This is a genomic window from Pseudoalteromonas sp. TAP-3C (assembly GCF_059888565.1).
The window spans coordinates 1,832,342-1,854,529 of record NZ_CM187618.1; the positions used below are offsets into that span (position 1 = coordinate 1,832,342).

Genomic DNA, 22,188 nt, shown 5'->3' on the forward strand with positions numbered 1-22,188 from the left:
GCTTTTTAGTTTTTTATTCTGTTTTAAATCTTTAATCAGATATTAACACTATAAAGCACTTAAAAAAAGGTGGGACACACTACCTTAGCATGAATATAATAGTGGAAAATTTTATCCCGTTCTAACAAGGCAAAATTATGATTATTGGTGTACCTAAAGAAATTAAAAACCATGAGTACCGTGTTGGTATGGTTCCTGCGAGTGTTCGCGAGCTTGTGAATCATGGCCACCAAGTATGTGTTGAAACAAATGCAGGTATGGGCATTGGTTTTACTAACGATGATTATGTGCAAGCTGGTGCTGAAATTTTAGAAACGGCTGCTGATGTTTTTGCCAAAGCAGAAATGATCATTAAAGTAAAAGAGCCACAAGCGGTAGAGCGTGCAATGTTACGTGAAGACCAAATTCTTTTCACTTATCTTCACCTAGCGCCAGATCTTCCACAAACGGAAGACCTTGTTAAAAGTAAAGCAATCTGTATTGCGTATGAAACAGTCACTGACGCACGCGGCGGTTTACCACTATTGGCACCAATGAGTGAAGTAGCGGGTCGTATGTCTATTCAAGCAGGTGCGCAAGCGCTAGAAAAAGCAAACCACGGCCGTGGTATGTTACTCGGTGGCGTTCCGGGTGTTGAGCCAGCTAAAGTGGTTGTTATTGGCGGCGGCATGGTAGGTCGTAGCGCTGCGCAAATGGCAGTTGGCCTAGGTGCAGAAGTTGTAGTACTTGACCGTAACATCGACGTACTGCGTGCATTAGATGCACAGTTCGGTAACAAAGTTAAAGCTATTTACTCAACAGCTGACGCATTAGAAAAGCACGTACTAGAAGCTGACTTAGTTATTGGTGGCGTACTTATCCCAGGTGCTGCTGCACCTAAGCTAGTGACGGCTGAACACATTAAAGCAATGAAGCCGGGCGCTGCGATTGTTGATGTTGCGATTGACCAAGGTGGTTGTATTGCAACCTCTAAAGCAACTACGCACGCTGATCCTACTTTCATCGTTGATGAAGTTGTTCACTACTGTGTTGCCAACATGCCTGGTGCTGTACCACGTACATCTACATTTGCACTTAACAATGCAACATTGCCGTTCATTATTAATCTTGCAAACAAAGGTTACAAAAAGGCACTACTTGATGACGTGCACTTCTTAAATGGCTTAAACGTAATTAAAGGCCAAGTAACTTATAAAGAAGTAGCACAAGCGTTCAACATGGAATATGTTGACCCACGTACTGCGGTAGAAAACGCGTAACGATAATAGTTACCACTTATACCTAAGTTATTATTTAAGTATAGCGATTAAAAAAGCAGCTAATTAGCTGCTTTTTTGTATCTAAATTTTAAATTTATAAACGGGTTTAGGTATCATATAAACCGTTTAATAATAAAGTCCACTTTTACGCGTTTTGCTTGGCCAAGCAGTTTTTTAACTGGCTGCGGGTAATCGTCCATGGTTTCTAAATCATCAGGCCCAGTTAAACGACTGCAATGTTTTAAAATTTCCTGCCTTTCGTTATCAATATCTTGCATTATAGTTTGCTCAGGATCTTCTATGAGGATGCCATTTTCGATATCCAGCCCCCATGCCCGCGGGTTTAGGTTATGGCCACTGAGTAAATGTACCTTACGGTCACAACAAATCCCTTTTAAATGAAACGAGTTGCTGCCATCTTTCCACAGGTATACATTTAAATTACCGTTATCGATATGGCGTTTTTGCGATTTTACAAACTTATGCAAAATTGTTTCATACAAATAAGGCAGCGCACCAATTTTACTGAACGGCTCACTGGGCGGTAAATAAAAATCGTTCGCGGTCTTGTCACCCACCACAATCGTCACTTGTTTACCTTGCTTTAATAAACGCCGTAATGAGCGCATTAGTGGCGCCGGAAAATTAAAATACGGTGTGTACAACACCAGCTCTCGTTCAGTGTTATCAAATAACGCTTTAATTAAACGATTAAGCTCGTTGTTACGACGCCCTAGGCCCAAAAATAAGCGAATACCCAGCGATTGCGTATTAATGTGATGTGCGTTTTTATAACTTACCGTTTTAAGCTCTCGCATTAATTGTTTTTGCTCAAGCTTAAAATCAGCCATGCGCTTAAGCGGACGCGTATCAAGGCGAGGGACTGCCTCAGAACTCAATAAAGTTGATTCGATAAAATCGACCACTGAGTCACATAATTCGCTCTGGTTAATTAAAAAGTAGCGATCGAGTCGGTATCGCTCATCATGTTGTAAGTACACATTGTTTAAACTGGCCCCGCTGTAAAGCAGTGTATCGTCAATAACAAAGCCTTTTAAATGCAACACCCCAAATAGCTCTTTTGCTTTAACGGGTACACCATACACTTGAACGTTTGAATTAAACTTCTCTAAGCTATCGCAATATAAGCATGCGTTGCCCTCTGACTTTTTTGCACCAATTAAACCGCGCTGCGCACGATGAAAATCAACCAATACTTTTATTTCAAGTTCAGGGTTAGCTAAAGAGGCACTATGCAGTGCGGCTAAAATCTCACGACCCGCTTCATCATCTTGTAAATAAAGTGTGGTGATATAAATTCGCTTTTTTGCGTTGGCAATTAAATCTAACAATTGCGTACGGTATTGTTGCGCATTGGTTAAGACGTTAAGGTCTTTTGAAGTCAACCCAAATGCGGGTTTTTCTTGCCAAAATAACATAGTTGCCTATTCACTTAGGTCACATAATTAAGCAGTGACAAATCAAAATTAATTAAAAGATAACAAAAAAAATCAGGCTGGTCATGAATTAACGTTGTTTTATTGGTTAACAGCCTACTTATTAAGCGAGCATTGTTATTAGTACACATTAATGAACAGCTTTAAAATTTGTAAAAAAAAATAATCTCACCTTTTATTTACTTCTTGCTTGTTTTTCTTAGAATCGGGCGCATTAAAACAGTATTAAACGTTTAGGAAAATACCATGACTGAAGCAAAACATTGTAAGTTACTTATTTTAGGCTCAGGCCCTGCAGGCTACACAGCTGCAGTTTACGCTGCACGTGCAAATTTAAATCCAGTATTAATTACAGGAATTCAACAAGGTGGCCAGCTAACAACCACCACAGAAGTTGAAAACTGGCCTGGTGATGCACATGGTTTAACAGGCCCTGCATTAATGGATCGTATGAAAGAGCATGCAGAGCGCTTTGAAACTGAAATTGTGTTTGATCACATCAATAAAGTAGACGTATCAAAGCGCCCTTTCACACTAACCGGTGACCAAGGTACTTACACCTGTGATGCCTTAATTATTGCAACGGGCGCGTCGGCTAAATATTTAGGTTTAGAGTCAGAAACTAACTTTCAAGGTCGTGGTGTTTCTGCTTGTGCAACCTGTGACGGCTTTTTTTATAAAGGTCAAAAAGTAGCGGTTGTTGGTGGTGGTAACACCGCGGTTGAAGAAGCGTTATACCTGTCGAACATTGCGGATGAAGTACATGTTATTCACCGTCGTGATAGCTTTCGTAGTGAAAAAATTCTTGCTGACCGCCTTACTGAAAAAGCAGCTAACGGTAACGTTGTAATGCACTACAACCGTACACTCGATGAAGTGCTTGGCGATGAAATGGGTGTAACAGGCGTGCGTATTAAAGATGTTGCGTCAAATACCACAGAAGAACTTGAGTTAGCCGGTGTATTTATTGCCATTGGCCACAAACCAAACACCGATATGTTTGTAGGTCAGCTAGAAATGAAAGACGGCTACCTCGTGGTTGAGTCTGGCCTGCATGGTAATGCAACGCAAACAAGCGTACCCGGTGTATTTGCCGCCGGCGATGTTTCTGATCATATTTACCGTCAAGCTATTACCTCAGCAGGCACAGGCTGTATGGCTGCCTTAGACGCTGAGCGCTTCCTCGATAATTTATAATTAAATAGTGGGGCTGATTTATCAGCCCTTTTTTAATATGCCATCTATACTTTGTTATCAGAGCCTTTTTACTTCTGAGCAACACCATTATAAATAGCTTTTATAGTGAAAATTCATATTATAAATACAAGTAATGGTGTAATTGCAATAGGATCTAAAACCGTGCAATAGGTATCGTCAAAATATCGCAAGTAAATTAACTATAATTGCAGTAAAGCATAATGCTTTGTTCATCTGGACATTACTACACACTGTAAATCAGTTAAAATGTTCAACTTCATATCAAGTAAATATACCGAGAGTTTTCTATGAGTTTGTATACACAATATATCGAAGAAATCCAAACCCGTAAAACGGAACTTGGATTAAACCCACAACCAATCGACAGCGCTGAGTTACTATCTGAAATAATTACTCAAATTAAAGATACAAATAACGAGCATCGTAAAGATTCACTGCATTTTTTTATCTTCAACACCTTACCAGGAACAACCAGTGCTGCAGGCGTTAAAGCACAGTTTTTAAAAGAAATCATTCTTGGTGAAGAGTCTGTGGCAGAAATCAATGCAGATTTCGCATTTGAACTGCTTTCACACATGAAAGGCGGCCCGTCAATTGAAATGCTACTTGATTTAGCATTTGCTGATGATGCAGCAATCGCAGCCCAAGCCGCTGAAGTTCTTAAAACACAAGTATACTTATACGAAGCTGACATGGCTCGCATAAAAGCGGCCTACGAAGCAGGTAACGCTATTGCTAAAGAGTTGCTAGAAAGCTTTGCACACGCTGAGTTCTTTACAAAATTACCTGACATTGAAGAAAAAATCGACGTAGTCACCTACATTGCCGGTGAAGGCGATATTTCAACTGATTTACTCTCTCCTGGTAATCAAGCACACTCACGTGCTGATCGTGAATTACACGGTAAATGCATGATCACTGAAGAAGCACAACAAGAAATTGTTGCACTTCAAAAGAAACACCCACACGCTAAAGTAATGCTGATTGCTGAAAAAGGCACTATGGGCGTTGGCTCATCGCGTATGTCAGGTGTAAATAACGTAGCACTTTGGGCTGGTAAACAAGCAAGTCCGTATGTTCCTTTTATTAACATTGCACCGGTTGTTGCCGGTACCAATGGTATTGCACCAATCTTTTTAACGACGGTTGATGTTACCGGTGGTATTGGGCTTGATCTTAAAAACTGGGTGAAAAAAGTAGACGAAAATGGCAACACAGTCACTGATAAAAATGGTGATGCTGTTCTTGAAGAGGCCTATTCAGTTGCTACAGGCACTGTATTAACAATCAATACCAAAGAGAAAAAACTTTATAACGGTGATAAAGAACTGGCTGATATTTCATCAGCATTTACGCCACAAAAAGTTGAATTTATGCGAGCTGGCGGTTCTTACGCGGTTGTATTTGGTAAGAAGCTACAAACGTTTGCTGCTGAAACACTTGGCATAGAAACCCCACTTGTGTATGCCCCTTCAAAAGAAATTTCGCATGAAGGACAAGGCTTAACAGCGGTTGAAAAAATCTTTAATCGTAATGCGGTAGGTGTGTTGTCTGACACGCCACTGCACGCAGGCTCAAATGTTCGCGTGAAAGTAAATATCGTTGGTTCACAAGATACAACCGGGCCGATGACGGCTCAAGAACTTGAAGCAATGGCTGCATCTATTATCTCACCACTTGTTGACGGGGCATACCAGTCTGGTTGTCATACCGCGTCAGTATGGGATAGCAAAGCGCAAGCGAACATTCCTAAACTCATGGCGTTTATGAATAGGTTTGGTCTGATCACAGCACGCGATCCTAAGGGTGTTTACCATGCAATGACTGACGTAATCCACAAAGTATTGAACGATATTACCGTGGATGACCGTGCGCTTATTATTGGTGGTGATTCGCATACACGTATGTCTAAAGGCGTTGCCTTTGGTGCCGATTCAGGGACTGTTGCAGTTGCACTTGCAACCGGTGAATCAGCGATGCCAATTCCTGACTCTGTTAAAGTAACGTTTAAAGGCGCAATGGCTAAGCACATGGATTTTCGTGATGTAGTACATGCAACGCAAGCGCAAATGCTTAAGCAATTTGGTGGTGAGAACGTATTTCAAGGCCGTATTATTGAAGTTCACATTGGCACACTAATGGCTGACCAAGCGTTTACATTCACTGACTGGACTGCAGAGATGAAAGCGAAAGCATCAATCTGTATCTCTAACGACGAGACGTTAATTAAGTCAATTGAGCTTGCTAAGAGCCGTATCCAAATCATGATCAACAAAGGGATGGATAACGAAGGGCAAACGTTGCAAGGTCTAATCGACTTAGCTGATAAACGTATTGCAGGTATTCAATCTGGTGAAGAGCCAGCGCTTGCACCTGATGACAACGCCAAATACTTCGCAGAAGTGGTGGTTGATTTAGACCAAATCGTTGAGCCAATGATTGCCGATCCAGACGTAAATAACGACGATGTGTCTAAGCGTTATACTCACGATGTGATCCGCCCTGTGTCTTTTTACAACGACAAATCTGTTGATTTAGGTTTTGTTGGTTCGTGTATGGTTCATAAAGGCGATATGAAAATTATTGCTCACATGCTTCGTAACCTTGAGAAGAAAAATGGTTCAATTGAATTTAAAGCGCCTTTAGTTGTTGCGCCACCAACATATAACATTGTTGATGAGCTTAAAGCAGAAGGCGATTGGGATATCCTTGCTAAATACGCCGGTTTTGAATTTGACGATGCAAAACCAAAAACAGCGGCACGTACTAAGTATGAAAATATTTTATACCTAGAACGCCCTGGTTGTAACCTCTGTATGGGTAACCAAGAAAAAGCAGAACCTGGTGACACCGTTATCGCAACCTCAACACGTCTGTTCCAAGGCCGTGTAGTAGCCGATACATCTGAGAAAAAAGGTGAATCACTGCTAGGCTCTACGCCAGTTGTAGTACTGTCTACTGTGCTTGGTCGTTTCCCGACTATCGAAGAGTATAAGTCAGCCGTTGAAGGTATTGACCTTACATCGTTTACACCTGTTGAAGAAGCAATGACAACTAAGTTCAACGCGGGCCAAGCAGTACCCGTAAAAGTGGTTAGCTAATTTGATGAGTTAATGGTTCAGTTAAGCGCGTTTTAAACGCGCTTTTTTTTGCCTAACAAAAACAACTTTTAGAATGTAAGCCCTATTCAATGCTATGCGATAACACTATAATCTGTGGTTTGTGAATTTAAAGCAACAGGTTACACTTTCTTTTGACCATTCAGTTATTCAATCGGTGTTATGACTAAACAACTTTATCAGCTATCTCAAAACCATTTTACATTTCCCAACCCTGAGCATGCCTTGGATGATCCAGATGGTTTACTTGCCATTGGTGGATGCTTATCGGTAACGCGATTAAAAAATGCCTACAGCCAAGGAATTTTTCCGTGGTTTAGTAAAAACGAGCCGATTATGTGGTGGTCGCCTAGTGAGCGCGGTATTGTTGAGCTTAATGACTTTCACATTAGCAAAAGCTTACGTAAGCATTTAAAAAAACACCCGGTCACCGTAACCATTAATCATGCCTTTGAAGAAGTGATTGAGGCGTGTCGCGATCAACGTCTTGATACCGATGGCACCTGGATCACCCCACAAATGCAACAGGCGTACATAAATGCCCATCACAATGGAATAGCTCATAGTTTGGAGGTATGGCGCGAGGGAGAGCTTGCAGGCGGCTTATATGGGATTATGCAAACCGGTGTTTTTTGTGGCGAATCAATGTTTCATCATCAACCTAATTGTTCCAAACTGGCTATGTGGGCGTTAGTTAATTGGCTTAAACGCCATAATGCCCATTTTATAGATTGCCAATTAGAAAATCCTTATTTAATGTCGTTAGGTGCCAGTGTTGTTTCGCGTGACAAATTTTTAACTAAACTCAACAAAGCACAAAGCTATACCCCTGCTGAAAATATGTGGCAACCACAGGAGCTAATCGCGATTTATGAATGAAAAACTGCCAACCCGTATTGGCCTAAGCCAAGCATTTGCATGCAGTTACTTGCCTGACCGCCAAGAGCAACTGCTGGTAATACTTGATCCGAGTTGTTACAGCAGCGCTAAATTTGAGTCATTGTTAGGATTAGGCTTTCGTCGCAGTGGAAACCAAATTTACCGCCCGCATTGCCCAATTTGTAGCGCATGTAGCTCTGTGCGTGTTTTAGCGAATGAATTTATGCCTACAAAATCGCAAAAACGTAAACTTAACAAAGCAAAAAACCGCTTTGAAGTAAAGTATTCACAAGTTGAACGCCAAGAATACTACCCGCTTTACAGCAAGTACATCAGTTTACGCCATCAAGATGGTTCTATGTACCCACCTGATAAATCACAATTTCAAAGCTTTTTATTTTGTAGTTGGTTAACCATTACCTTTATCGAACTTTGGGATCAAGATAACTTAGTCGCTGTTGCCGTAACTGATTGTATGGACAACGCTATTTCGGCAATTTATACATTTTTTGACCCTGACTATGAACACTTTAGTTTAGGCACTGTAATGATTTTGCAGCAACTTAAATTTGCTAAACAACAGCATAAGCAGTTTGTTTATTTAGGGTATCAAATAGATGAATGCGACAAAATGAACTATAAAACGCAGTTTTTACCTGCTCAAAAACAACTCAATGACCAGTGGGTGGCTATTTAATTTACAAAAATAGCGCCTTCGCCTTTACTTATTGGCGTATTTTGGGCAAAATCTGCAGCGTTTAACTATTAAAGAGGTGTTACGCTAAACATGGCGAAAGAAGACGTAATCGAAATGCAAGGAACAATCCTTGATACTTTACCAAATACAATGTTCCGAGTTGAGCTAGAAAATGGTCACGTAGTAGTGGCTCACATTTCAGGTAAAATGCGCAAAAACTATATCCGTATTTTAACCGGCGATAAAGTAACGGTAGAAATGACCCCTTACGATTTATCGAAAGGACGTATCGTATTCCGTGCTCGCTAAGTAAGTGCGTAAACGAGATTTAGTTTTTGGCTAGTGCAAACTAGCTTAAAGCGTTTATTAAATGTAATTAATGGATACTTACCAGTAATTACATTTAATAAACAAAAAACCCAGCCTTTGCTGGGTTTTTTGTTGCCTATTTCATTAGAAAACAAAAAAGCCTGCGCGAAGCAGGCTTTTTGTGTGACTAACCTAAATTTGAAACATTAAGCAGGGGTTAAATCACTCTCAAAATCAAAACGCAGCTTTTTATCTTTAACCGATACTTTTACCGTACCGCCAGACATTAGCTCGCCAAACAGTATTTCGTTAGCCAATTGCTTTTTAACATCTTCTTGGATAACGCGTGCCATAGGGCGAGCACCCATTGCTTTGTCATAGCCTTTGTCAGCCAACCATTCACGTGCTTTAGAGGTAAGCTCAAGGTTAACTGACTTTTTGTCCAGCTGCGCCTGAAGCTCAACCACAAATTTATCGACCACTTGTAAAATAACCTCTTTATCTAGGTGGTTAAACCAGATAATGTTATCGAGGCGGTTTCTAAATTCAGGTGAAAATACTTTATTAATTTCTCCCATCGCATCGTGTGTATGGTCTTGCTCACTAAAACCAATCGACTTACGTGTGGTTTCTTGTACGCCCGCATTGGTGGTCATCACCACCACCACATTTCTAAAGTCGGCTTTACGGCCGTTATTGTCGGTTAGCGTACCGTGGTCCATAACTTGTAAAAGGATGTTGTAAATATCAGGATGGGCTTTTTCAATTTCATCCAATAATACCACTGCGTGAGGGTTTTTAATCACCGCTTCTGTTAATAAACCGCCTTGTTCAAAACCAACATAACCAGGCGGTGCACCAATTAAACGACTCACCGCATGACGCTCTACATATTCAGACATATCAAAGCGAATAAACTCAACCCCCATACACTTAGCTAACTGCTTAGTAACTTCCGTTTTACCCACACCGGTTGGCCCTGCAAACAAGAACGAACCAATAGGTTTGTTCTCATTAGCCAAACCAGAACGCGATAAGCGTATTGCTGAAGTAAGTGCATCGATAGATTGATCTTGCCCAAACACCAACATTTTTAAATTGCGGTCTAAGTTTTTCAAGGTTTCTTTGTCAGAAGACGATACATTTTGTGGCGGAATACGCGCCATTTTAGAAACAATTAATTCAATGTCGGCAACGCCAATGGTTTTCTTACGTTTTGAAACAGGTAACAAACGCTGACTCGCGCCCGCTTCATCAATAACGTCAATTGCTTTATCAGGCAAGTGCCGCTCGTTAATATACTTGGCGCTTAATTCAGCAGCGGCCTTTAACGCTTTTTGCGTGTAACGAATACCATGGTGTGCTTCATAACGCTCTTTTAGGCCATTAAGAATTTTAGTGGTGTCTTCAACACTCGGTTCAAGTACATCAATTTTTTGAAAACGACGAACTAAGGCTCGGTCTTTCTCAAAAATGTTTTTGTACTCACCGTAAGTGGTAGAACCCATACACCGTAATTGCCCACTCGAAAGTAGCGGTTTAATTAAGTTTGAGGCATCCATGACCCCACCCGATGCCGCACCTGCACCAATAATAGTATGAATTTCATCAATAAATAAAATTGACCCAGGTTTTGCTTGTAGCTCTTTTAATAAGCTTTTAAAGCGTTTTTCAAAGTCACCTCGGTATTTTGTGCCCGCCAACAACGCGCCCATATCTAAAGAGTAAACAACCGCATCGGCAATCACTTCAGGCACTTGATCATTAACAATTCGGTACGCTAACCCTTCTGCTATGGCCGTTTTACCAACGCCTGCTTCACCAACCAGTAATGGGTTATTCTTTTTACGACGGCACAACACTTGCACTGTGCGCTCAACTTCACTGTCACGTCCAACAAGAGGGTCAATGTTACCCTCTTTAGCTTGCACATTTAAATTAGTGGTAAAGCTGTCGAGCTTACTTGCCTCTTCGTTTGATATTTCTTGTACTTCTTCATGTATGTCGTCGGTGTCATCACCGAGTTCATCCTCGCCCTTAGCAATACCATGAGAAATAAAGTTAACGATATCAAGACGAGATATGTCATTCTTTTTGAGTAAATAAACCGCTTGGCTTTCTTGCTCAGAAAAAATAGCCACCAATACATTCACACCAGTGACCTCGTTTTTACCTGATGACTGCACATGAAATACGGCGCGTTGTAACACGCGCTGAAAGCCAAGTGTTGGTTGGGTTTCGCGCTCTTCTTCTAAATCGGGAATAACCGGCGTGGTTTCATCAATGAACTCAAGTAACTCTGTTTTTAATCCAGAGACGTCAACACCACACGCATTAAGTGCTTCACCTGCTGATGGATTGTCTAGTAGAGCCAATAAAAGGTGCTCCACAGTCATAAACTCATGACGACGCGTACGCGCTTCACGAAACGCGGTGTTCAAAGTTAGTTCTAAGTCTTTATTTAGCATTGGCAACCCCTTACAGAGATAATAATTTTATACCGCACAGCAAAGGTGAAAGTTCACCTTTGAGGTATTTATTCCTGCTCACAACTACATAGCAGTGGATGCTCGTTATCCCTTGAGTAACGGTTAACTTGTTCAGCCTTAGTATGTGCTACGTCGGCACTATAAACACCGCATATGCCCTTACCTTGCTGATGTATTTGCAGCATCACATCAGTTGCTCTATCGCTATCCATATTAAAAAACGTCATCAAGATCTCTATGACAAAATCCATCGGCGTATAATCATCGTTGTTTAACACAACTTTGTATTTTCGCGGTGGCTGCAACTTTTGCTTTTCACTATCGCGAACGGTGTCTATAACACCAGAATCTTTCATACCACTCATAATTAAATATAGTCTTGTCTTAGTAACTCAAGCAAACTTGAATAAAAAATAAATAAAATGTTAAAAAATAACCCAAAACACTTGACTGCTTGATTAAATAAACTACAGTCAAATGGTGATTGATTAAACCTTAGTCAGTCTAGCAAACAATACTGTTTAGGATAACTAAATTAGTCAACTTATAGAAGGATGTAGAAGTATGGCTTGTGGTAAAGTCAAATGGTTCAACAACGCCAAAGGTTTTGGTTTCATCGTAGAAGACGGTTGCGAGAACGACATTTTTGCTCATTACTCCACTATTGTAATGGACGGATACAAGACACTTAAAGCTGGTCAAGATGTTACCTTCGAATTACAACAAGGCCCTAAAGGTCTACACGCTACTAATATAGCCCCCAACGGCGATATTATAGAGTGACTGTAAATATGAGACTAAAGCGAGCGACCTATTTAGATCCTCGCTTAATCTACCTAAAACCACACGTTTCATCTTTATAAGTTGTTTCATTGTTTGTTAATTCAACCCCTCTCCTTGATTTTATTTTATCTACCCCAATTATTTCATTAGTAGATGTTTAACTGTTGGCGTTTGGCTTGTTACCCTAGCCCTTTTTAGCCAAGCTTGTTACACTCTTTAGCATGTAAAACATATTTACGTTAGCCTAATGGCTAGTTTGACTTTAGTTCAAAAAACACGAGTCCGTCAGGTGTGATTATTTTTACCTCATCAGGTTATACGAGTACCAACACCTAACAGACTACTCATTGCATATGTTAATGCTTCATTTGTGAGGCGTTAAGCAATGTATCTTTGCATTATTGAATTTGGCCAATGCGGCCCACTATTTAGGAATGATGATGACATCAAAAATTATCTATACAAAAACGGACGAAGCTCCGGCACTCGCAACTTATTCGTTGTTACCAATTATTCAAGCGTACACAAACGCGGCAGGTGTTGAAGTTGAAACACGCGATATTTCTTTAGCTGGTCGTGTCATTGCAAGCTTCCCTGATTACCTAACTGAAGAACAACGCATTGATGATGCACTTGCAGAACTTGGCGAAATGGCAAAAACACCAGAAGCTAACATTATTAAATTACCAAACATTAGTGCGTCTGTGCCACAACTTCGCGCAGTCATTAAAGAGCTTCAGGCTAAAGGTTATGCGTTACCTGAATACCCTGTTGAGCCTAAAAATGATGAAGAAAAAGCAATTCAAGCCGCTTACGACAAAATCAAAGGCAGTGCAGTAAACCCTGTACTTCGTGAGGGTAACTCTGACCGTCGTGCACCAAGTTCAGTGAAAGAATATGCACGAAACAACCCACATTCAATGGGCGCTTGGAGCAAAGATTCGCAGTCTTACGTTGCCAGCATGGAAGAAGGCGACTTCTTTGGCTCAGAGCAATCACTGACTATTAATGAAGCAACGGATGTTCGCATTGAACATGTAGCCGCAAATAGCGATATCACGGTACTTAAGCAAAGCACACCGCTACTTGCTGGTGAAGTTATCGATGCATCACGTATTAGCGCTGCAAAATTACAAGCATTTTTAGAAGCTGAAATCAACGCAGCTAAAGAAAAAGGCGTGTTATTCTCGCTTCACATGAAAGCAACCATGATGAAAGTCTCTGATCCAATCATCTTTGGTCATGCGGTAAAAGTATTCTTTAAAGATGTATTTACAAAACATGGTGAACTTTTTGAAGAGCTTGGGGTTGACGTAAACAACGGCTTTGGTGATGTATACGCTAAAATTCAATCATTAGATGCTGCAAAACGCGCTGAAATCGAAGCAGACATTGAAACCGTATACGCTAACCGCCCTGCGATTGCGATGGTTGATTCTCACCGCGGTATCACAAATTTACACGTACCAAGTGATGTGATCATCGATGCCTCTATGCCTGCTGCAATTCGTTCAAGCGGTCAAATGTGGAATAAAGACGATAAATTACAAGACACTAGTTTTGTTATTCCAGATCGTTGTTACTCAGGTATTTATCAAGCAACCATTGATTTTTGCAAAGAGCACGGCGCTTTTGATCCAACCACTATGGGTAGCGTACCAAATGTTGGCCTTATGGCTCAAAAAGCGGAAGAATACGGCTCTCACGACAAAACATTTGAAGCAAAAGCTGACGGTACTATTCGTGTTGTAGACACAAACGGCAACACCCTACTTGAGCACAGTGTTGAGCAAGGCGATATCTGGCGCATGTGTCAGGTTAAAGACGCACCCATTCAAGATTGGGTTAAACTTGCAGTAAATCGCGCCCGCGCAACCGGTAACCCTGCTATTTTCTGGTTAGATGCACAGCGTGCACACGATGCTGAGCTAATCAAAAAAGTAAATAAATACCTGCCAGATCACGATACAGCGGGTCTAGATATCCAAATTTTATCGCCAATGGATGCAACCTTGTTTTCACTTGCACGCATCAAAGACGGTAAAGACACAATTTCTGTAACGGGTAACGTACTTCGTGATTACTTAACTGATTTATTTCCAATTTTAGAATTGGGTACCAGTGCTAAAATGCTGTCAATTGTGCCATTAATGAATGGCGGTGGTTTATTTGAAACAGGCGCAGGTGGTTCAGCACCTAAGCACGTTCAACAATTCGAAAAAGAAAACCACTTACGTTGGGATTCTTTAGGTGAATTTTTAGCACTTGCTGCGTCACTTGAGCACCTAAGCACCACTACAGGTAACAAAAAAGCACAAGTACTTGCAGATACGCTTGATAAGGCAACTGGCACATTCTTGGCACAAAACAAGTCGCCTTCACGTAAGGTAAAAGAAATTGATAACCGTGGTTCTCATTTCTTCTTATCTTTATTTTGGGCTCAAGAACTTGCTAAGCAAAATGATGACAGCGAGCTTAAAGCGCAGTTTACGCAAATTGCGAGCGATCTTGAAACAAACAAAGAGCAAATTGTTAACGAGCTAAACGATGCACAAGGCCCTGCAATGGATATTGGCGGTTACTTCCAACCAAATGACGATGCAGCGTTTAAAGCGATGCGCCCAAGCACAACATTTAACGAGATCTTATCTAAACTGGTATAAATTAATTAAATGAATGAAAAGGCGCTTTAAAGAGCGCCTTTTTTTTTGCCTGAAATAGAGTCAGTTATAATAAAGCCGATCTTCCGCACCCATTTTAAGAATAAATCCGCTGATATTTTTCACCCAAGCAATCAACAATGGTTTGATTGCGCGGCTGCATATTCGCCACCATGGGTGGCTTATCAGGCCAATACATTATGATGATATGCTCGAAGCACTGGAACACCCAGCGTGCCGTGGGGCGTTGGCCCGGCTTGTATTTCATTGTGGGGAAGTAGCAGTTTTTCTCGACCAAGGTTTTGCGAATTTGATGCTCTAACCCCGCGTACACCATTAGGCAGCAAGTCATTACCATGAGTAACGCTTCAATGCGCTCAGGCTTTTTCAGGTAAATAGCGCTCGTAAGGAAGTCGGGACTTTTCAAGAATCGAAAGCCTTTTTCTACATTCTGCTGCGCTTTGTAGCTGCTCAGCAAGTTTGCCATGTCAAGATGGTCGCTAACATCATTGGTGGCAATAATGAACAAACCCAGTTGTTGTAAAGCGGCTTTTCTGGATGCCAGTGGTGTGCATAATGCACCCGTAATCTGGTATTCGATACGCTCAGGAGATTGTCCGAGTTTAGGGCGTCCTGCTCCCTTAAAAATGGCTACTTCAACAACATGTGCATCCACATCACAGACCGTTTGTTTGCCACGCCATTTGACAAGGGCTGCTTGAGCATCTTTTTCGCAAGCGAAGCGTTGTTGACACAGTTTTTTAAAGCTTTTGCGGGCAACTTCTCCGGCTTTTAGCATACGCTTGTTCAGGTTATGCTGCTCTCGCTTATACGCCTGCTCACTGCGAATGAGTAGCCATTTTTGTTTCACCCCCCCGTATTCACTGTCATAACTCACGCCTTCATAGCCAGGTGAGATAGGGGTGAAATTCAAGTTAGGCGCTTGCTTAACAAGGGTTTTAGCTTCTTTGAGGGTTTGCGGTACCCGCGTAATGAACAGTTGGCCTTGAGTATGTAAATCTTTAATGGTTTCTTGCACATACAAGGCGGCATCGGCCACAAAGTAGCGGCTGGCTTGCGCGGCTTTTAAACTGCCAATATGTGCCTTTACAATCTGTTTAAAGCCTTCCATATCATTGCTGTTGCCACTGGCAGGCTTCATATAAACCGGAATGCCTGACTGGTTCTCACAGATAAGATTGAGTATCACTTGGTTGAGCTCAGGGCGATGGTCGCGCGAATAACCTTTCGCGATACGGATAGGTTTTGGTTCGTCATCATCAGGCTCGCTTGTCGCTTTGCCATCGTAATGAAAGCTTGTTGAATCAAGGTGTAAAGCTTCGGTTTGTAACCCTAATTTCTCTACCACCGCCTCACCCAATTGCTGATACAGCTTCGATACGCCGTATTCATATAAGGTGTCTAAACAGCGACCGAGCGCATCGTCGTTGATGTGCTCAGGTAATACGCCTTCACCAATTAATCTATCAAGCGGCTTGCCTTGAAAATACTCGCTGTACATATGCAGTGTGCGGCCAGTGAAACCTAGGCCGTTTAGCACCATAGCCAACACTAATTGACCACAACTGATGTTGCGCTCAGGCGCCACGCCACCGAGTGCGTTATCAATAATATCGACAAAACCTAGATCGTGACAAAATCCAGCAACTAAGCCGTGGTGTTCGAGTTTTTGGGCATAAGGGATAGACATAAATACGCGCTCTCAAAAGAGAGTAATAGATCAAATATGGGGATCGCCGTCAAGTATTTTTTAACAAAATTCGATCAACCGCTCATTTAATGAACTAATTTAATTCAGATTTAGGGTGCGGAATGACAGATAAAGGCCGCTAATGCGGCCTTTGATATTTAATACTAATTCGTTTGATTAAGTATTATTGAGAATTGGTATAACTAAATAAGGGTTATTTAGTGTATGCACGAGGCATGTTTGAGTCTGTTGTGTAGCGCTCACGTAGTTTATCTTGACGAGATTCAGTACTTACCTCAACCCCGTTAATAAACATTTTGCTTACGTGACTGCTTAGCTCAAATGGGTCGTTACTCCAGATCACCACATCAGCGGCTTTACCCACCTCTAAGCTACCCGCATTAATACCAAATACATCGGCAACATTGGCAGTAACCGCTTTTAATGCGCCTTGCTGACTCATGCCGTAAGACACTGCGTTACCCACATCATAGCGAAGCTGGTAAACATTATGACTGGCATCGCCACCCACAGTTAAAAGTACTTTAACACCGGCTTTTTCTAATATGCCTGCATTATTTAAACTGGCATTAAGTGAATCAAAGCTGCCTGGTAAGTTATCCATCGCACTGATGATCACAGGGATACCTGCTTTGGCAATACGCTCTTTAACAACCACCGCGTCTTGCGCACCATTGAGTACAATATTGACACCAAACTGCTGTTTCACTTTTATTAGCTCAACAATATCAGCCGCTCGCGACACACTGATCAATAATGGCATATCACCTTTAAGTACTTTGGCCATTATTTTATCTTCAGCACTTGGCTTAGCGTCGTCTTTTTTAGCGTCTTTACTTGCTTTAGTTTGGTGCTCATCTAGCTTATTAATTAAAGTTTGCAATGTAAATGCACGAGAGCCTTTACTACGCTCACCTAAGTTAACCACCAATGCTACTTGTTTTTTAAGTACACTTTCAAAGCTGCCACTTAAATCGACCACACTTGCAAGGCCCGCAAAAATACTGTCACCACCGTATGGGGTGATCAAGTCGCGGGTAATACCGCCTTTACGTGCATAAGGAATGAGACTTGAACGTGGATTAAATGCCAAACTTGCATCAAAATCAATACCTGCTTTTTCATCCCCTGCGTCACGAGAGCCTGCAACCGCCCCCACTTCAACTAAGCCAAGTTGATTTACACTGGCAATAAAACCAGGGGTCACAATTTGACCTTTGGCATCAATAACTTTATCTGCTTTAACATCGCTGGGATTAATAGCCGTAATTTTGCCATCATTCATTACTATGCTTGCGCTCTCTAGTACGCCTTGATCTGATGATGTATGCAGTGTTGCGTTAATAATAGCAAGTGATTGGGCGCTTACCGCACCCGATGCTAGTAACCCTGCAGCAACCAGAGAAAGCGAAAACGAACGTGATAATTTTTTCATTCTGGGCGCTCCTTATTGTTGACCTAACATAAAATCACTTTGTGCTTGAAATGCGCTATCGTTTCTATCGTAAACTTTTGCACCATCAACAAACACTTGCTCTGCTTTTGCGTAAACGCTAAATGGGCTTTGATTCCAAATAACCACATCACCTTGTTTACCCGCTTCAAGTGAACCTGTTTTATCTTCAATACCCAATGATTTAGCCGCATTAGCAGTGATCCACTTAATGGCATGTTGCTCAGAAATATCAAACCCATTTTGGTTAGCACTGTACATTACTTTTGCCGCTTCTTGATTTAAGCGCTGAATCGTGGTGTCTGAGTCTGAATGCACAACGGCACATGAGTTTTTAACGGCATCAACAATGGCTACGTTTTCTTGTACCATATCGTAGGCTTCCATTTTAAAGCCCCACCAATCTGGCCAAAGTGCGGCACATGAGCCATTCTCAGCAAGTAAATCAGCAATTTTGTACGCTTCTATACCGTGATGGAATGTACCCGCGTGATAATTAAATTCTTTAGAAAGATCAATCATCATCGCCATTTCTTCAGCTTTGTAACAGTGGTTATGAATACGCACTTCACCTTCTAAAACACCGCGTAACGTATCGTATTTAATATCGCGCTGAGGAGCTTCTGGGTTTTTACCTGCAGCGTAATCGGCATCGTATTTATCCCAAGCACGTTTATACTCTTGAGCACCAACCCATGCACTACGATAACCGGCCATATTACCCATGCGAGTCATCGGTAATTCACCTTTACGACCATAAACGCGTTTGGGGTTTTCACCACATGCCATTTTTAAACCATACGGTGCATCAGGAAACTTCATTCCTTGCATGGTGTGAGCTGGTACATTTTTGAGGGTAACACCACGCCCACCAAATAAATTAGCAGAGCCTGGTAAAATTTGTAATGACGTAATGCCACCTTCACGTGCGCGGTTAAAGCCAGGGTCTTGTGGCCAAATTGAATGCTCAACCCATACTTCTGCCGTGTTAGGGCTCGTCATTTCATTGCCATCTTGATGAGATTCAACCGATGGGTTTGGATAAGCACCTAAATGTGAGTGAACATCAATAATACCTGGCGTCACCCATTTACCTTGTGCGTCTATGGTGGTATCAGCATTGGCGGTTAAATCTTTACCCACTTGCTGTACTTTGCCATCAACAAGTAATATATCGGCTTCGTCTAAACGTTCACCCGTGCCTGTTAACACAGTAGCATTAATAATTAATGTGCTTGATGTAGCAACAGGCTGATAGGTACTTGGGTATGGGTTTTTATTAATGGTTACTTTTGCATCTTGCGGGCCGCTTTCTTGGCAACCAACAAGTGCCGCTGCTAAACCAACGGCTAACAATGAGGGAGCAAATTTTTGCATGTTTTTTGGTTCTCCTGTTTTTTTACTACTTTAGCGAAAGCAAACGCATAAAGCTAAAAAAACAGGTGAAAAGGCGGTTATTTAAGGTGAATTTCTGTAATTATTTTTTTATATAATTGTTATACAACTTATCCAGTGCCCCTTGTGTGGTGAGCGAAGGATCGTTACTAATAAAATGCTTAACCGTTCGGGTTACAAAATCTGAGTTTTGCTTATACTGCTTTGAAAAATCTTTTATCAATGTATTACCATCTTTTGCAGCAGTGACTTTATCATGACGATGCCGGTATTGACTCAATGCCTTGTTAAAATCACCTTGATAATCTTCCACTAAAATTTTATAAAAATCACTTTTTTGCACCTTTAATACAGTAATGCAGTAGTTAAGCGCTTCTTTAAAATCGGTAAATACCATGCCTTCTACATCAAACTCTTTGGTTTTTTCACGCACCGTGACACGTGCTTCTTCAGTGGCGTAGCTAAACCCTGTGAATGCAAGGCGCTCTGACGCTTCTTTACCGAGTTTCATGCCCGCTTGAATGCTATGAGCAAATTCATCGCTCATATAGTTAAGTTCGCTTTCTTCCCACATGTTATAAACGCGTAAAGGCTTTGCATACTTATTAGATAATTTCTTTTTGAGCTTACTAAAACGCTCATCAATGGTCATTAGGCGCTCATTATGCAGTAACGCATGGCATTCGTAGCATGCAGCAATAGCAACAAAGTCAGCCTCTTCGCCTAAATCAATAATGCTTTGCAGCATATGCAAAGGCGGGCAATAGTCACGCTCTGTTGCCTCACAACCACAATAAAAACATTGATTAAAATGCTGTTGCTCACAGGCATAGGCTTGCTGGTAGTAACTGGCTAACGTTTTATTCACAATTGCGCTCCAAAATATAAAATGCCACACATTCAGGGCGCGATAATAACAGTCTGAAAAAATATTTCAGCTAAATTAATGCCGCAAGTAAACCAAATAAACCACCAAACACTCCACCCCATACAACCAGCCAACCTAAATGTTCACGGATCATAGTTTGGATGATTTCTTTTACCATTTTGGGGGTTAACTCATCTAAACGCTCATCCACCAGCTTAAGCACGGTATTATGTAACGTTTGTGCATTATTGCCTTGGGTAAGCATATCGCTCAGTAGTGCTTTAAAATTATCAGTGTCACTAATTTGCACTAACGATAATTGCATTTTTTCAATAAACTTTTCTCGCATTGGCTCAACCGCTTGTGTGCCGCCAAACATAGCTAGCATGCTACCAAACTGTGACTGCTCAATAACCACAAGTAAATTATCAAATGCAGGGTTTAAATCTACCTTATAAATAACCGACTCAAAATCAATGTTTGGTTGCGCCTTAGCTAATAATGTATCAATTTTATGCTCAGAAAAAAACTCAGTCAGAATTAAGTTTCTTATAGCCACTTTAAAGCTTTCAAACTTAAGTGCAATAACACCTGAGCCATATAAAAACGGCACTTTTTCAAATAGCATATGAATAGCGAGTAAGTTTGTAACCGCACCAGAGAGTGCAAATAAGCCCACTGATAACACAATAGTTTGCTCAAATACAAAACCTGCAACAACAAAGCATGCTGCAAATACGTTAGTGATAAAACTTTTATTCATTTTTATTCCAATTCGGTATTTTATTATTGTCATTTACAAAGCTAATTTTACACCGATTAGTTGGTTAACTTAACCTCTTTTTGCCATAGTTTATCCACAGGTTTAAATAGCCTAATATTTATGTTGATCATTACTTAACTCAAGCCATAGAGCACCTCTAAACTTAAATATATGCTATACACAAATATAAGCACTATACTTACTGCATGTTTTGCTACTTAAGCAAAATAGCTTAATTTTTATGAGGCGTTATTATGAAAGACTTTATATCGCAACGTATTACATGCCCACATTGTGGGCACCACATTCATTTAGACCTCGATACCAGTATGGGCGACCAAGACTACTATGATGAATGCAGTGCTTGCTGTAACCTCATCCATTTAAACATGCACATAGACTACTCGTGTAACAAGCTAGAGTTACATGTGGACAGCGATGACGAACAAATATTTTAGCTGTGTTGACGCATGTAGTTTTCGACTGTGTTTATAATGGTGTAAGTTTGCTGATCGACTTCTATATTAAACTCATCGCCAGCAACCGCTTTACCTAAATTGGTAATATCGAGAGTTTCAGGGATTAAATGCAACCAAAAACCGTGTTCATCAATATTACCAACGGTTAAGCTAGCCCCATTAACAGATACAAACCCTTTGTATAAAACATATTTTTGCCATTTTTGTGGCAAGCTAAGCTGTATTTTGTAGTTGTTTTCTAATTTAATTATTTGCGCAATTTTTGCGGTGCAATGGATATGCCCTGATACAATATGCCCACCTAATTCGGTGCCAAACGACACTGAACGTTCATAGTTAACTAAACTACCTAGCTCCAGTTGACCAAGGTTAGTCAGCTGCAATGTTTCATCAATCACATCAAAATGCACTTGAGCCACCACATCTTGATTTCCAAGCTCTACTTTTACCACCGTTAAACAACAGCCATTTATAGCAATACTGGCACCTAAGTCTAAATGCTTTACGTATTGTTCATTAACAGAAATCACTAACCGCAATACACCCTGCGCATGTGTTTTAGACACTACCGTTGCTTGAGTTTGAATAATACCAGTAAACATAAAAATCGCTTCTATTTCTAACAAAG

Annotated in this window: 18 protein-coding genes; 9 read left to right on the top strand and 9 right to left on the bottom strand. The window is 41.0% G+C overall.

Going from position 1 to position 22,188, the window contains the following annotated elements:
- Positions 1–137: 137 nt before the first annotated feature.
- The gene (gene ald, locus AC6H44_RS08620) at positions 138–1,259 is read left to right on the top strand and encodes an alanine dehydrogenase (protein ID WP_500735080.1); all 1,122 of its coding nucleotides are present in this window, start codon (positions 138–140) and stop codon (positions 1,257–1,259) included.
- 113 nt (positions 1,260–1,372) lie between these two features.
- Here ald and pssA read toward each other — a convergent pair whose 3' ends face one another.
- Positions 1,373–2,698 carry a CDP-diacylglycerol--serine O-phosphatidyltransferase gene (pssA, locus tag AC6H44_RS08625; protein ID WP_500735081.1) on the bottom strand — a complete coding sequence of 442 codons (1,326 nt, stop codon included), beginning with the start codon at positions 2,696–2,698 and terminating at the stop codon, positions 1,373–1,375.
- 264 nt (positions 2,699–2,962) lie between these two features.
- On the opposite strand from pssA, the gene trxB reads away from it, so the two are divergent.
- The 5 genes from trxB (at position 2,963) to infA (ending at position 8,938) form a co-directional block, all read left to right on the top strand.
- A complete protein-coding gene (gene trxB, locus AC6H44_RS08630; protein WP_500735082.1) occupies positions 2,963–3,913 on the top strand; it encodes a thioredoxin-disulfide reductase in 951 nt (316 codons plus the stop codon).
- Positions 3,914–4,221: 308 nt separating this feature from the next.
- A complete protein-coding gene (locus AC6H44_RS08635) occupies positions 4,222–7,035 on the top strand; it encodes a bifunctional aconitate hydratase 2/2-methylisocitrate dehydratase (RefSeq protein ID WP_500735083.1) in 2,814 nt (937 codons plus the stop codon).
- Between the two features lie 180 nt (positions 7,036–7,215).
- Positions 7,216–7,932: a leucyl/phenylalanyl-tRNA--protein transferase gene (gene aat / locus AC6H44_RS08640; RefSeq protein ID WP_500735084.1), complete on the top strand. Its 717-nt coding sequence runs from the start codon at positions 7,216–7,218 to the stop codon at positions 7,930–7,932.
- Positions 7,925–8,629, top strand: a complete 705-nt coding sequence (locus AC6H44_RS08645) for an arginyltransferase (protein WP_500735085.1) — start codon at positions 7,925–7,927, stop codon at positions 8,627–8,629. The genes aat and AC6H44_RS08645 overlap by 8 nt, the downstream gene beginning before the upstream one ends.
- Before the next feature lie 90 nt (positions 8,630–8,719).
- Positions 8,720–8,938 (top strand): translation initiation factor IF-1, encoded by a 219-nt coding sequence (infA, locus tag AC6H44_RS08650; protein WP_500735086.1) that lies wholly within the window; start codon positions 8,720–8,722, stop codon positions 8,936–8,938.
- Between the two features lie 206 nt (positions 8,939–9,144).
- On the opposite strand, the gene clpA is transcribed toward infA, so the two are convergent.
- Positions 9,145–11,406, bottom strand: coding sequence for an ATP-dependent Clp protease ATP-binding subunit ClpA (clpA, locus tag AC6H44_RS08655; RefSeq protein WP_500735087.1), 2,262 nt, complete (start codon positions 11,404–11,406; stop codon positions 9,145–9,147).
- A 68-nt stretch (positions 11,407–11,474) separates the two neighbouring features.
- Positions 11,475–11,783 (bottom strand): ATP-dependent Clp protease adapter ClpS, encoded by a 309-nt coding sequence (gene clpS / locus AC6H44_RS08660; protein ID WP_008110102.1) that lies wholly within the window; start codon positions 11,781–11,783, stop codon positions 11,475–11,477.
- Positions 11,784–11,991: 208 nt separating this feature from the next.
- Here clpS and cspD point away from each other — a divergent pair, with 208 nt between their 5' ends.
- On the top strand, positions 11,992–12,210 hold the full coding sequence (gene cspD, locus AC6H44_RS08665; protein WP_008110104.1) for a cold shock domain-containing protein CspD: 219 nt from the start codon (positions 11,992–11,994) through the stop codon (positions 12,208–12,210).
- 440 nt (positions 12,211–12,650) lie between these two features.
- A complete protein-coding gene (locus tag AC6H44_RS08670; RefSeq protein WP_500735088.1) occupies positions 12,651–14,873 on the top strand; it encodes an NADP-dependent isocitrate dehydrogenase in 2,223 nt (740 codons plus the stop codon).
- 94 nt (positions 14,874–14,967) lie between these two features.
- On the opposite strand, the gene AC6H44_RS08675 is transcribed toward AC6H44_RS08670, so the two are convergent.
- The 5 genes from AC6H44_RS08675 to AC6H44_RS08695 all read right to left on the bottom strand — a co-directional run bounded on the left by AC6H44_RS08675 (position 14,968) and on the right by AC6H44_RS08695 (position 21,081).
- Positions 14,968–16,581, bottom strand: coding sequence for an IS1634 family transposase (locus AC6H44_RS08675; RefSeq protein WP_500735089.1), 1,614 nt, complete (start codon positions 16,579–16,581; stop codon positions 14,968–14,970).
- A gap of 214 nt (positions 16,582–16,795) precedes the next feature.
- Positions 16,796–18,037 (bottom strand): amidohydrolase family protein, encoded by a 1,242-nt coding sequence (locus AC6H44_RS08680; RefSeq protein ID WP_500735090.1) that lies wholly within the window; start codon positions 18,035–18,037, stop codon positions 16,796–16,798.
- Between the two features lie 12 nt (positions 18,038–18,049).
- Positions 18,050–19,432, bottom strand: coding sequence for an amidohydrolase (locus AC6H44_RS08685; protein WP_500735091.1), 1,383 nt, complete (start codon positions 19,430–19,432; stop codon positions 18,050–18,052).
- A gap of 100 nt (positions 19,433–19,532) precedes the next feature.
- The gene (locus tag AC6H44_RS08690; protein ID WP_500735092.1) at positions 19,533–20,318 is read right to left on the bottom strand and encodes a hypothetical protein; all 786 of its coding nucleotides are present in this window, start codon (positions 20,316–20,318) and stop codon (positions 19,533–19,535) included.
- Between the two features lie 70 nt (positions 20,319–20,388).
- Complete coding sequence (locus tag AC6H44_RS08695; RefSeq protein WP_500735093.1) at positions 20,389–21,081, bottom strand: DUF445 domain-containing protein; 693 nt, start codon at positions 21,079–21,081, stop codon at positions 20,389–20,391.
- A 254-nt stretch (positions 21,082–21,335) separates the two neighbouring features.
- On the opposite strand from AC6H44_RS08695, the gene AC6H44_RS08700 reads away from it, so the two are divergent.
- The gene (locus tag AC6H44_RS08700; protein WP_500735094.1) at positions 21,336–21,539 is read left to right on the top strand and encodes a CPXCG motif-containing cysteine-rich protein; all 204 of its coding nucleotides are present in this window, start codon (positions 21,336–21,338) and stop codon (positions 21,537–21,539) included.
- Here AC6H44_RS08700 and AC6H44_RS08705 read toward each other — a convergent pair.
- A complete protein-coding gene (locus tag AC6H44_RS08705) occupies positions 21,536–22,162 on the bottom strand; it encodes a riboflavin synthase subunit alpha (protein ID WP_500735095.1) in 627 nt (208 codons plus the stop codon). The two genes, AC6H44_RS08700 and AC6H44_RS08705, sit on opposite strands and share 4 nt — an antisense overlap.
- Positions 22,163–22,188 lie beyond the last annotated feature (26 nt).